The organism is Paraburkholderia sp. CNPSo 3272, assembly GCF_024206495.1.
Taxonomy (GTDB): Bacteria; Pseudomonadota; Gammaproteobacteria; order Burkholderiales; family Burkholderiaceae; genus Paraburkholderia.
Genome location: NZ_JAMBPQ010000001.1, coordinates 451,564 through 463,521, shown reverse-complemented (window position 1 = coordinate 463,521; position 11,958 = coordinate 451,564). Strand labels below are relative to the sequence as shown.

The 11,958-nt window shown below is 64.6% G+C and carries 7 protein-coding genes and 1 pseudogene; 6 read left to right on the top strand and 2 right to left on the bottom strand.

Annotated features, from left to right (window positions below; genetic code table 11):
- Window positions 1-3: 3 nt before the first annotated feature.
- The 3 genes and pseudogenes from M3I53_RS02210 to M3I53_RS02200 form a co-directional block, all read left to right on the top strand.
- Entirely contained in the window at window positions 4-2,235 is a 2,232-nt protein-coding gene (locus M3I53_RS02210) for a sodium:proton antiporter (RefSeq protein ID WP_254314328.1), read from the top strand.
- Window positions 2,232-3,038, top strand: a complete 807-nt coding sequence (locus M3I53_RS02205; protein WP_254314327.1) for a hypothetical protein — start codon at window positions 2,232-2,234, stop codon at window positions 3,036-3,038. The genes M3I53_RS02210 and M3I53_RS02205 overlap by 4 nt, the downstream gene beginning before the upstream one ends.
- A 64-nt stretch (window positions 3,039-3,102) precedes the next feature.
- Window positions 3,103-3,402, top strand: a pseudogene (locus tag M3I53_RS02200) (hypothetical protein); the annotation flags it as partial.
- A 229-nt stretch (window positions 3,403-3,631) separates the two neighbouring features.
- On the opposite strand, the gene M3I53_RS02195 reads toward M3I53_RS02200, so the two are convergent.
- Window positions 3,632-4,993, bottom strand: a complete 1,362-nt coding sequence (locus tag M3I53_RS02195) for an NYN domain-containing protein (protein ID WP_254314326.1) — start codon at window positions 4,991-4,993, stop codon at window positions 3,632-3,634.
- Between the two features lie 272 nt (window positions 4,994-5,265).
- Here M3I53_RS02195 and M3I53_RS02190 point away from each other — a divergent pair, with 272 nt between their 5' ends.
- The gene (locus tag M3I53_RS02190) at window positions 5,266-7,143 is read left to right on the top strand and encodes an alkaline phosphatase family protein (RefSeq protein ID WP_254314325.1); all 1,878 of its coding nucleotides are present in this window, start codon (window positions 5,266-5,268) and stop codon (window positions 7,141-7,143) included.
- Window positions 7,144-7,219: 76 nt separating this feature from the next.
- The gene (locus M3I53_RS02185; protein ID WP_254314324.1) at window positions 7,220-8,461 is read left to right on the top strand and encodes a cytochrome-c peroxidase; all 1,242 of its coding nucleotides are present in this window, start codon (window positions 7,220-7,222) and stop codon (window positions 8,459-8,461) included.
- A 66-nt stretch (window positions 8,462-8,527) separates the two neighbouring features.
- Here the strand turns inward: M3I53_RS02185 and M3I53_RS02180 are convergent, their stop codons facing one another.
- Entirely contained in the window at window positions 8,528-9,412 is an 885-nt protein-coding gene (locus M3I53_RS02180) for an IclR family transcriptional regulator (RefSeq protein ID WP_254314323.1), read from the bottom strand.
- Window positions 9,413-9,576: 164 nt separating this feature from the next.
- Here M3I53_RS02180 and M3I53_RS02175 point away from each other — a divergent pair, with 164 nt between their 5' ends.
- On the top strand, window positions 9,577-11,916 hold the full coding sequence (locus M3I53_RS02175; RefSeq protein ID WP_254314322.1) for a cytochrome P450/oxidoreductase: 2,340 nt from the start codon (window positions 9,577-9,579) through the stop codon (window positions 11,914-11,916).
- Window positions 11,917-11,958: the final 42 nt, after the last annotated feature.

The following is an 11,958-nucleotide window of genomic DNA, read 5'->3' as shown; positions in this document are numbered from 1 at the left end:
GCCATGGTCATCCACGTCCTTCTCCTGAGCGGTTTTCTGCTGGCGAGCATCGCGCTCGTTCAGGCGGTGAGCCTGCGCTGGTCGATTTCCGAATCGGTCCTGCTCGCCGCGTGGGGTTTCACGCTGGGCGGCATCTATCTCGTGAGCGGCGAGGCCTGGCCCACGCTCGCCGCGAACTTCGTGATGCCCGCGCTTGCGCCTCGGCTGCCGCCCGAGGCTTACCTGTGGATCTTCCTGCCGCCGCTGCTATTTCAGGCGGCGCTCAGCGTGAACGTGCGCGAAATGCTCGGCGACGCGGCGCCTATTCTGCTGCTTGCGGTGGTGGCCGTGTTCGTGGCGACCGGCGTGGTGGGCGGCGCACTCCGACTCACCGGCCTCGGTCCGCTCGCAGACGGCCTCCTCCTCGGCGCGATGATCGCGACGACCGACCCTTCCGCCGTGCTCGCCGTGTTCCGCGAAGTGGGCGCACCCGAGCGGCTCGTGCGCCTCGTGGAAGGCGAGAGCCTGCTCAACGATGCGGCCGCCATTGCCATCGCCGGCGTGCTGATCGCCGCGATCACGGGAGACGCCGCGCACCTCTCGGCAACGGCTGCGCTGCGTGCACTCGGCATCGCGCTCGGCGGCGGGCTGCTGGTCGGGGCGCTGGCCGGGCGCGCGTTCGCGTGGCTCCTGCCGGCGCTGGGCGGCGAAGGCAAAGCCGAGATCTCGCTCAGTTTCGCGCTGCCGTATCCGCTCTATCTCCTTGCCGACCAGATGTTGCATGTTTCGGGCGTCGTGGCCGTGGTCGCGGCCGGGCTCGTCATCAGCGGGCTGGGGAGCACGCGCCTGTCGCCTGTCAACTGGAAGCATCTGCAACTGATCTGGGAACAGATCGCGGCCATGGCGGGCGCGGCGATCTTTCTGCTCGCGGCCATGCAGATTCCGGCCACGCTGCGGAACGCGCAGTGGATCGATCTCGTCGCGCTCGCCGTTGTGGTGGTGGCGGCGTTCGCGGCGCGCGTCGTCGTGGTGTTCGGCATGCTGCCGCTATTGAGCCGCCTGCGGCTCACCGAGCCCGTGAGCGCCGCCTACAAGCTCGTGATTGCATGGGGCGGCCTGCGCGGCGCCGTGACGCTCGTGCTCGCGCTCGGTCTTGCGCAGGACACGGCGCTGCCCGATTCCACGCGCCGCTTCGTCGCGATTCTCGCGACGGGCTTCGTGCTCGTGAGCCTGATCGTGAACGGCACGTCGCTCAAGCTGCTGATCCGGCGGCTGCGCCTCGATCTGCTTTCGCCCCAGGAGCAGGCGCTGCAGCAAAAGGCGGTGCAGCTTTCGTCGATCGGCGTATCCGAGCGCGTGCATATGGCGGCCCGCACGTTTCACATTCCCGATGCGATCGCCGACCAGGCCTGCCATACGTTCCGGCGCAGCGTCGACCTGAGCGCGACGGCATTCGATTTCGAAGCGGCGCTCTCTGACCGCGAGCGTCTCGTCATCGGCCTCGTGACCCTCGCGGCGAAGGAGCGCGACCTCATTCCGCAGTATGGCAGCGGCATCATTACGATCCGCAATCTCGACGCCATGATGCGCAACACCGACGCCATGATCGAAGAGGCGCGCGTGGGTGGGCGGCTCGGTTATCAGCGCGCGGCCGCAAAAATACTGGACGACACGATCGAGATGCGCGTCGCGCGCCTGCTTTATCGCTGGCTGCGCGTGCGGCAGCCGTATGGCGACGCGCTTGCCGATCGCTTCGAACTCCTGATGTGTCGCCGGGTGGTGCTGCATCAGCTGATCGTTTTCAACGACCGCAGCTTGACGCCGCTGCTGGGCGAGCGTCTCGCGGCGCTGCTCAAGACGATACTCAAGGCGCGCATCGCGACGGCCGAGCATGGGCTCGCGGACGTGCGCCATTGTTTCGGCCAGGCTTCGGACGTGCTCGAGCGGCGCATGCTGCTGCTCTACGCACTGCGGGAAGGGCGCGAACGCGTGCAGGCCATGTACGAGGATCGCTCGATTTCGAAGGAGATTTACGATTCTATCCGGCGCGAGCTGGACGCCGCGTGGAAGCTCGCCGTGCCGCGCGCGCATCCGGACCTCGTGCCGGGCGAGGCACAGGCGAAGGAGATTCATACGCGCATCGACGCATTGAGCGTTGACGGCGCCGAAGCGTGGCCAGAGCCGGCAAAGGCGCACACCGACACCGCCGCGCAGGTGGTCAACGCCGCAGCCGGGGAGCGCAGGCCGTCGCCATGACCGAAATCCAGTCGGCGCTGCTCGTGTTCGCTCTGCTGCTCGGCGGCACGGGCCTTGGCGTATTGTTGCGGCCGCTATTGCCCGAGGAGCATCGCAAGCATGAAACTGTGCAGCTCGTGCAACTCGTGATCGGCATGCTGGTGACCTTTGCGGCGCTCGTGCTGAGCCTGCTCACTGCGTCCGCGAAATCGAGCTTCGATACGGCGACCAACGACATGCGCGCCTATGCCGCCAACCTGATCCAGCTCGACCAACGCCTGCGCGAATACGGCCCCGACGCGGCCGCGGCGCGCACCTTGCTGCGCGCTTATACGGCAAGCGCCATCGCGTCGACCTGGGAGCAGGAAAAGCCGCCGCCGGGCAATTACTATCCGCATGATCCCGGCGCCGGTAACGACGAACTCGAAAGCCGGCCGCTCGGCGCGCTGCTCGACTCCGTCGGGCACGAAATCGAAACGCTCGCGCCACGCGACGCCTACCACCAGGCGCTCGTGAGCCCGCTCTCGCAGATGTTCGACCGCGTGACCGATACGCGCTGGCGTCTGATCGAAGAGGCACACGGTACGATCTCGCGGCCGTTCTTCACGATGCTCGCGCTCTGGCTGATCCTGATCTTCCTGAGCTTCGGGCTCGTCGCGCCGCATAACGCCCTGGCGATCGTCCTGATCCTGCTTGGCGCGGTGTCGATTTCGTCGGCGGTCTATGTGATCGCCGACCTCGATACGCCGTTCACGGGGCAACTCGTCGTGCCGAGCGAATCGATGCGCGATGCGCTCGCGCACATGAACGCGCCGGCCACGTAGCGACGCGAGCGAGCCGTTGCGCTAGACTCGCGCGACGTGACGCGTACAGGAAAGGAGGTTCGCAATGTTGCGCAAGACGCTCAGTGCTTCGAGGCTGCAGGAGGAAGTGCACCGGCGCATCCACAAGCTGCAGGAGGTGGTCGAAGACGGCGTGAAGATCGGCGTGCCGCGCCCGCAGCTGCAGGAGCCCGACCGCAGCGGCTGCAACTGGACGATGCAGCACTTTCATAACGCGGCAGGCTTTGAAGCGAGCGTGGCGCGTGTGCTGGAGCAGGTGCGGGCCGAGTACAACCTCCCACAGGCGCAGGATGAAGCCGTGGAGGACGATGCCGGCCAGGCGGCCGACGCGGGCGATCCGTTCGGGGGAGCGAAGCGCGCCGCCGCACAGAATCCGTTTGGCGGATCGAAACCCGAGCAGGCTGCGAATCCGTTTGGAGCGGCGAGGCCGTCGGGCAAGCCGGATCCTTTCGGCGATACCACGCCCGCGAGTGAGGATACGCCGCCGGCTACGGGCAAGCGCCCCGAGAATCCGTTCGGCGATTGACCGATGCGCCGCGCGCCGCCCATTGCGAGCGGCGCGCGTGACGCCGTTTTCAGCTTTCTTCCGCTGCGGCCTTGCTGCGCGCACGGCGCGCCCGCGACGGCGCTTTCTTTGCAGCGGGTTCGGCCGGCACAACGGCCGCGCTCGCCGGTTCGTCCACGGCGCTGGCCGGCGTTTCGGCCGCTTTCTTCGATGTCCTCTTGCGAGCGGGGCTCTTGCGGGCCGCCGTCTTGCGCGCTCGCGCCGGGGCCGCCGCGGCGGGCTCGACATCGGCAGCCGGCTCGGGCGCCACATGCGCCTCGTAGGCCTCTTGCGGTGCGTGGGTCCTCTCGTTCGCGTCGAATGGCTCGACGGAGAAGGGCGGCGCGGCTTCGTACCGATGCGCTGCTTGCGCGAGCGCCTCGACCGGCTCGAACGGAATTTCGCCTTGCGCCTCGACCGCTTGCTCGACTGCGGTTTCGCGCACGTCCGCCGCGCCGCCTCCGCGGCCATTGCGACGGCCCTTGCGTCGGCCGCGCGGCTCCTCGGCACGCGCCGCCGTGTTTTCTGGCGCTGAGACGCTGACGGCGGCAGCCGCGAGCGGAGGCGGGTTCAGCCGCGACACCCAGGTCCCCGACTTGTCGTCGCGGCCCACTTCGAGCAGGCCGCGCGACTGCGCCTCTTCGAGCAGATTGCCGAATGCGCGAAAGCCGTAGCGCGTTTCGTTGAAGTCGGGCCGGCGGCGCTTGATGGCGCTCTTGAGCACCGAAGCCCAGATCTTGCCGCTTTCGCCACGCTCCAGCACGAGCGCGTCGAGCGTTTCGATCGCGAATGCCACGGCCTTCGACTTGCGCTCGTCGCCGTCCTGCCTCGGCTGCCGTTCCTCGCCGCCCTGACGTTTCGCGCCGCCGCCGTCCTTGTTCTTGCCCTTGCCGTGCGGGTGCTGGTCGCGCTCGAGTTCGCGCACCAGGTCGTCGTAGAAGATGAATTCGTCGCAATTGGCGACGAGCAGGTCGGAGGTGGAGTGCTTCACACCCACGCCGATCACCTTCTTGGCGTTCTCGCGCAGCTTCGAGACGAGCGGCGAAAAGTCGGAGTCGCCGCTCACGATCACGAACGTGTCCACGTGCGACTTCGTATAGCAGAGATCGAGCGCGTCGACGACGAGGCGGATATCGGCCGAGTTCTTGCCCGACTGGCGCACGTGGGGAATTTCGATCAACTCGAAGCTCGCTTCGTGCATCGCGGCCTTGAAGCCCTTGTAGCGCTCCCAGTCGCAATAGGCCTTCTTCACGACGATGCTGCCCTTGAGCAAGAGCCGTTCCAGCACGGGCTTGATATCGAAGCGGTCGATCTTCGCGTCGCGCACGCCGAGCGCGACGTTCTCGAAGTCGCAGAACACCGCCATGCTGATGTTTTCCTGTGGGGAAGCCATGTGATTGATTCGTTCCATCTACCGTTTGAAATCACATGATAGCCGGTTGCACCGTGACGGGCCGGGAATCGCGATAGCGGCGCCTCAGCCCGTGCGGAGGTTGGTTGTGTGCGCAAGCATGGTTCTTTTGAACGATTTTCGAAACTGGGTCGTAAAACGCAGTCGTTTTCCATTTATCCAACAGCTCCTTAACAAGCGTGTAACACAACTTACATAAACTTTGCGCGAGTCAAAATCCGTCGGGTGTGTCCGACTTATAACGAGGGACAGTTGTGAAGAAAATACAGTCGCGCAGGGGTGCGCTCGCGATGCTGGCGAGCATCGGCGTATTGGCGGGGTTATCTGGTTGCGGAAGCAACGGTTCCGACGGCGGACCGAAGGTCACCGGTCAGGTGCTCGGCAGCTATATCCAGAATGCGGCGGTCTGCCTGGATCTGAACAACAACGGCAAGTGCGACCAGGGCGAGCCCGTCGCGCGCTCGGATGCCCAGGGCAAGTTCTCGATCTCCGATACGAGCAATGGGTCGTGGAAGTACATCGTTGCCGACCTGAGCAGCGCCACGGAGAACGACGCGTCGGGCAAGAACATGGGCACGGCGTTCAACAGCACGGCTACGTTCCGTTCGCCGCGTGGCGTCAGTTCCGTCAGCGCGATCACGACGCAGCTTTCGCAACTGATGGACAGCGGCCTGTCACAGTCGGATGCTCAAACGCAACTGGCGAACAAGATTGGCACGACGCCGGACACCCTGCTGGGCGACTTCAACACCAACGGCAATGTCACGGTGAAAGCAGCAAGCGACCAGTACATTGCAACCGTCGCTTCGAGCAAGGCGATCAAGCACGTCTGGGTTATCGTGCTCGAAAACAAGGGCGCGGAATCGACGTACGGCACGACCGCCTCGGATTCGAACCAGGACCCGTACCTGAAATCGCTGATGCCGCAGGGCACGTTCCTTTCGAACTACTACGGCACCGGCCACGTTTCGCTGGACAATTACATATCGATGGTGTCGGGTCAGCCGTCGACGCACGACACCGAAACGGACTGCTTCCAGGTGTGGTCTGATATCGTGGATGCCGGCAACGATTCGGCGAACCCCAAAGTTCTCAAAGCAGGTACGGACGTCAACGGACACCAGAGCGGCGGCTGCGTGTTCCCGGCTCGCGTGCAGCATATTGGCAACCAGATGGAACAGGCCAAGCTCACGTGGCGCAGCTACAACGAGGACATGGGCAACGACCTGAACCGTGACGGCACGAGAACCTGTTCGTTCCCGCGCCGTACCGCGCAGCTTGCGGGCTCCGACCCGACGAAGGCTGTGGACGGCACGCAGGCCGCGCAGGCGCCTTCGGCTTCCGGCGACGTGGCGGGCGATGAGTACGCAACGCGTCACAATCCGTTCCCGTATTTCCATTCGACCATCGATGATCTGGCGAACTGCGACGCGCACGTGGTCAACCTGCAAGACGACCTGGCAACGGATCTTCAGTCGATTGCCACTACGCCGAACTTCTCCTTCATCACGCCGAACCTGTGTAACGATGGTCATGATGGTGACGGCACGGGTACTGCGGGCAAAGGCTGCGCAAACGGCCAGCCTGGTGGTTTGACTTCGATCGACGCATTCCTGAAGAAGACGATCCCCCTGATTCAGGCTTCGCCCGCCTACAAGCAGGACGGCCTGATCATCATCACCACGGACGAAGGCGTCGTGACAGGACTCACGCCGACAACGCAAGTCAGCGCTGATGGCACGACGCTTTCCCTGCTGGAGCCGGAGATGGGCAACCAGTGCCCCGGCTGCAACCAGCAAACGGGTCCGAACGTGACGCGTCCGGAACAGGTCACGATGTCCACGCTGCCAGTTGCTCAAGCAAGCCTGCTCGGAATTAACCCGGCGACGCTGCCTGCATCCGTGCAGAAGGTGTCGATTGCGTTGAACTACCTCGGAGTCGGTGGCGATCAGATTGGTACGCTTCTGCTGTCGCCGTTCATCAAAGGCGGTCATGTGGATGGTACGGGCTACAACCACTACGCGCTGCTGCGTTCGCTCGAAGACAACTTCGGCATAGGCTCGTATCTGGGCTACGCAGATGATGCATCGCTCAAGCCGATCTTCACATCGGCAAACATTGATAACCGCTAATCCCTGGCGGTCTCACAAGTACTTTGTTGTCCTGGCCCGGTTCTCGGTTCGAGCCGGGCTATTTTCTTGATCCGTTATGCGCCATTTTTCTTCAAGGGCTGTTCTCGCAACGGCCCTTTGCGTTTGCCTGCTTTCCGCATGCGACCAACATGCACCGGACGCTCAGGCCGCCACGGTCGAAGCACCTGCGCCTGATCTGGCAGCTATCGGCAAGGCAGCGTTCTTCGATCCATCGCTCTCAGCCTCCGGCAAGCAGTCATGCGCCTCCTGTCACAGCCCAGCGAATGCCTATGGGCCGCCAAATGGTCTGGCTGTCCAGTTCGGTGGCCCAAACCTCGATCGAGCCGGACTGCGCTCGGTGCCCTCGCTGCGCTATCTGCGTGCTGTGCCTTACTGGACGTTCACGCAGGCAAATAGCCTGAAAGAGCGTCTCGAGGACGGAGATAATCAGCCCAGCGGCGGATACACCTGGGATGGACGCTACAACACCCCCGCGGATCAGGCTGCATTTCCCCTGCTCAATCCGGATGAAATGGCAAACAGCAGCGCCGATGACGTGGCGCAGAAGCTGAGCAAAAGCGCCTACGCACAGCAGTTCCGGCAAGCATTCGGCCAGGACATTTTCTCGCGACCGGCGCAGGCGCTGGTGGACCTTGGAAAGGTATTGCAGGCATTCCAGTTCAATGATTCGTCGTTCGCGCCGTATTCCAGCAAGTTCGACCGGGTGCTCGACGGCAGGGATCATTTCACACCACAGGAAGCGCACGGATTGGTGCTGTTCAGCGACCCGGACAAGGGCAACTGTGCAAGCTGTCACCTGATCAACAAAGGCGCTCACGGCGCGCATCCGGCATTGACGGATTACAACTTTCAGACGTTGGGTGTGCCACGCAATACGGAAATTCCGGCCAACCGCGATCCGAATTTCTTCGACATGGGGTTATGTGGCCCGCTGCGTCAAGACGAGGCGAAGCAGCAGAAGTGGTTCTGCGGGATGTTCCGCACGCCCACGCTTCGCAACGTCGCCACGCGACGCGTCTTCTTTCACAATGGCATGTACCACACGCTTGAAGTTTCGTTACGCTTCTATGTCGAGCGCGACACGAACCCCGAGAAGTGGTACTCGAAAGACGCGCACGGCCACGTCGTGAAGTTCGACGATCTGCCGAAGAATCTGCGCAGTAATGTGGATACCAAGACTGAGCCGCTGACGAATCACCTGGGCGGCAAACCGGTCTGGTCAGACTCGGATATCCGCGACGTAATGGCGTTCCTGGATACCCTCACCGACGCGGACGCAAAGACGGTGCCTCGCTAACGTCGTTCAGAAAAAGGAAAAACCCGGTCAGTTTTTGAACCGGGGTTTTTCCACGTTGACGAAGCGTTAAGCGCCGCGCGCCGCGTAGCCGAGAAGGGCGCTCACGGCGTCCGCCTCGCGGCGTAAGGCGCGCCCGTTCGGGCCCTCGGGCGTGGCGTCGAAGCCGCCCGTGGCGCCCAGCGCCGTGAGCACGCCGCAGAGCTTGCCGGTGTGATCGAAGAGCGGCGCCGACACGGCGCTGATGCCCTTGAGATTCGTGTCGCGCACGCTCGCGCAGCGCGCCGCCTGCACGTCGCGCCGCAGCGTGCCGATCGGATCGCTCGCGCTCAGTTGCGCGCGCAACGAAGCGTCGGCATGCGCGAGTTCTTCCTGCGCTTGCGCGAGCACGCGCGTGTCGTCGAGCAGGCCGAGAAACACGCGGCCCGTGGACGACCATAGCAGCGACATCACCGAACCCACCCGCACGTTGACGGTCACGGGCAGCCCCGGCTCCTCGAAACGGATGATCGTGGGCCCCTTGTTGCCCATCACCGCGACGAACGACGTCACTTCGAGCGTCTCGCGCAGGCGCACGAGCGCGGGCTCCGCAATGCGCACCGGATCGGCCTGACGCATGGCGGCCACGCCGATCATCATCGCCTCGACGCCGAGCCGATACTGCTGGGTGGCGGTGTCCTGCGCAACGAGACCTTCCTCGATCAGGCTCACGAGATAGCGATGCACCTTCGCGGGACTCTCGCCCACGCAGGCGGCGAGCCCCGAGAGGCTCGCGCGGCCGCCCAGGCGCGCGAGACCCTTGAGCACGGCCATGCCCGTTTGCGCGGATTGCACGCGCTGGCGGCGCTCGCGCGGTGCGGCTACGGCCTTGGTCTCTCTCGCGACTTTGGGGGGCGTCGAGGCTTCGGCGACTTTGGCCGCGGGGCGACGGGGGGTGGTTTTCCTGCTTTCCATGCTGGGCGGGGACGCTGGGGTATCGGTTCGGTTCAGGCGGATTTTAGGGCGCGTAGGGGCGGCGTGGTGCCTGCGGTGCTTGCACGTTAACCCCTATCTCAGAATTACGCAATGCGTACTAGAGTTACGCAAAACGTAATGCACGCAGCATGCAGGAGAGGCCTATGAGCGAGACACCTTCCCCGTCGGCGGGCCGCTGCCCGTTCCCCCACGCAGCGAGTCACGACGCAAACGCCGCGCCGCGCTGCCCGGTCAGCGCCAATGCCGCGGCATTCGACCCGTTCAGCGACGGCTACCAGCAGGACCCGCCCGAATACGTGCGCTGGGCGCGCGAGCAGGAGCCCGTGTTCTATAGCCCGCAGCTTGGTTACTGGGTGGTCACGCGCTACGACGATATCAAGGCGATCTTTCGCGACAACCTCACGTTCTCACCCTCCATCGCGCTCGAAAAGATCACGCCCACCGGTCCCGAGGCGAACGCGGTGCTGGAGTCGTACGGCTACGCCATGAACCGCACGCTGGTGAACGAGGACGAGCCTGCCCATATGCCGCGCCGCCGCGCGCTGATGGAGCCGTTCACACCCGAACATCTCAAGCACCACGAACCGATGGTGCGGCGCCTCACGCGCGAGTACGTGGACCGTTTCATCGACGCAGGCCGCGCCGACCTCGTGGACCAGATGCTCTGGGAAGTGCCGCTCACGGTGGCGTTGCATTTTCTGGGCGTGCCCGAAGAGGACATGGACCTGCTGCGCAAGTACTCGATTGCGCACACGGTCAATACATGGGGCCGGCCGCGCCCCGAAGAGCAGGTCGAAGTCGCACACGCGGTGGGCAACTTCTGGCAGTTCGCGGGCAAGGTGCTCGACAAGATGCGCCAGAACCCGGATGGCCCGGGCTGGATGCAATATGGCATCCGCAAGCAGAAGGCGCATCCCGAAGTCGTCACGGACTCCTATCTGCATTCGATGATGATGGCCGGCATCGTGGCCGCGCACGAGACCACGGCCAATGCCACGGCGAACGCGATGAAGCTGCTGCTGCAGCGCCCGCATGCGTGGCGGGAGATCTGCGAGGACCCGAGCCTGATTCCAAACGCAGTGGAGGAGTGCCTGCGCCACAACGGCTCGGTCGCGGCCTGGCGGCGCCTCGCGACGAAGGACGTGCAAATCGGCGGCATCGACATTCCGGCGGGTTCAAAGCTGCTCATCGTGACGTCCTCGGCGAATCACGACGAGCGCCATTTTGCCGATGCCGACCTGTTCGACATTCGCCGCGACAACGCAAGCGACCATGTCACGTTCGGCTATGGCTCGCACCAGTGCATGGGCAAGAACCTCGCGCGCATGGAGATGCAGATCTTCCTCGAAGAATTCACGCGCCGCTTGCCGCACATGCGTCTGGCCGAGCAGGCCTTCACGTATGTTCCCAACACGTCGTTCCGGGGTCCTGAGCATGTGTTCGTGGAATGGGACCCGGCGCAAAATCCGGAGCGCGCGAATCCGGCGCTGCTCGGCGCGCAGGTGGCGGTGCGCATCGGCGAGCCATCGGCGCACGCGCTTTCGCGGCCTGTGGTGGTCGAGCGTGTGGACGCCGTGGCCGAAGACATCGTCCGTTTGCGTCTCGTCGCGCCGGACGGCGGCGCGCTGCCGCGCTGGGCGCCGGGCGCGCATATCGACGTGGAATGCGGCGACACCGGCATCTCGCGCCAGTACTCGCTGTGCTCGGACCCCGCCGACACGGGTGCGTTCGAGATCGCCGTGCTGCGCGAAACGCAAAGCCGCGGCGGTTCGGCATGGATGCACGACATGTTGCGCGCAGGCATGCGCCTGAAGATTCGCGGCCCGCGCAATCACTTCCGGCTCGATGAAGAAGGGCGCCGCGCGATCTTCATTGCGGGCGGCATCGGCATCACGCCGGTAAGCGCCATGGCGCGCCGCGCGCGCGAACTGGGCATCGACTACGAATTGCACTATAGCGGGCGCTCGCGCAGGACGATGGCGCTCGTCGACGAACTCGCGCAACTGCACGGCGAGCGTCTGCTTCTGCACGTTTCGGACGAAGGCACGCGCAACGATTTTGCCGCGCTGCACGTCGACGAACATACGCGCGTCTACGCGTGCGGCCCGGCGCGTATGCTCGAAGCACTCGAAGCGTGCAGCGAGGTGTGGCCCGAGGACGCGCTGCGCGTGGAGCATTTCGCGGCGACGGGCGGCAAGCTGGACCCCTCGCAGGAGCAGGCGTTCGAAGTCGAGCTGAAAGACTCGGGGCTCGTACTCAACGTGGGCGCGGACCAGACCGTGCTCGACGCGCTGCGCCGCGCGAACATCGACGTGCAAAGCGATTGCGAAGAAGGCTTGTGCGGCTCGTGCGAGGTGCGCGTGCTGGCGGGCGAGATCGACCACCGCGACGTGGTGCTCACGCGCGCCGAGCGCGAAACGCAAAGCCGCATGATGACCTGCTGCTCGCGAGCGAAGAGCGGGCGACTAACCCTCGAACTTTAATCGCCGCAGAGCGATCGAGACGACCAAATAATATTGGAGACA

Coding starts and splice junctions, on each gene's coding strand:
- M3I53_RS02210 (WP_254314328.1), top strand. CDS start 4: ATGGTCATCCACGTCCTTCTCCTGAGCGGTTTTCTGCTGGCGAGCATC.
- M3I53_RS02205 (WP_254314327.1), top strand. CDS start 2,232: ATGACCGAAATCCAGTCGGCGCTGCTCGTGTTCGCTCTGCTGCTCGGC.
- M3I53_RS02195 (WP_254314326.1), bottom strand. CDS start 4,993: ATGGCTTCCCCACAGGAAAACATCAGCATGGCGGTGTTCTGCGACTTC.
- M3I53_RS02185 (WP_254314324.1), top strand. CDS start 7,220: ATGCGCCATTTTTCTTCAAGGGCTGTTCTCGCAACGGCCCTTTGCGTT.
- M3I53_RS02180 (WP_254314323.1), bottom strand. CDS start 9,412: ATGGAAAGCAGGAAAACCACCCCCCGTCGCCCCGCGGCCAAAGTCGCC.
- M3I53_RS02175 (WP_254314322.1), top strand. CDS start 9,577: ATGAGCGAGACACCTTCCCCGTCGGCGGGCCGCTGCCCGTTCCCCCAC.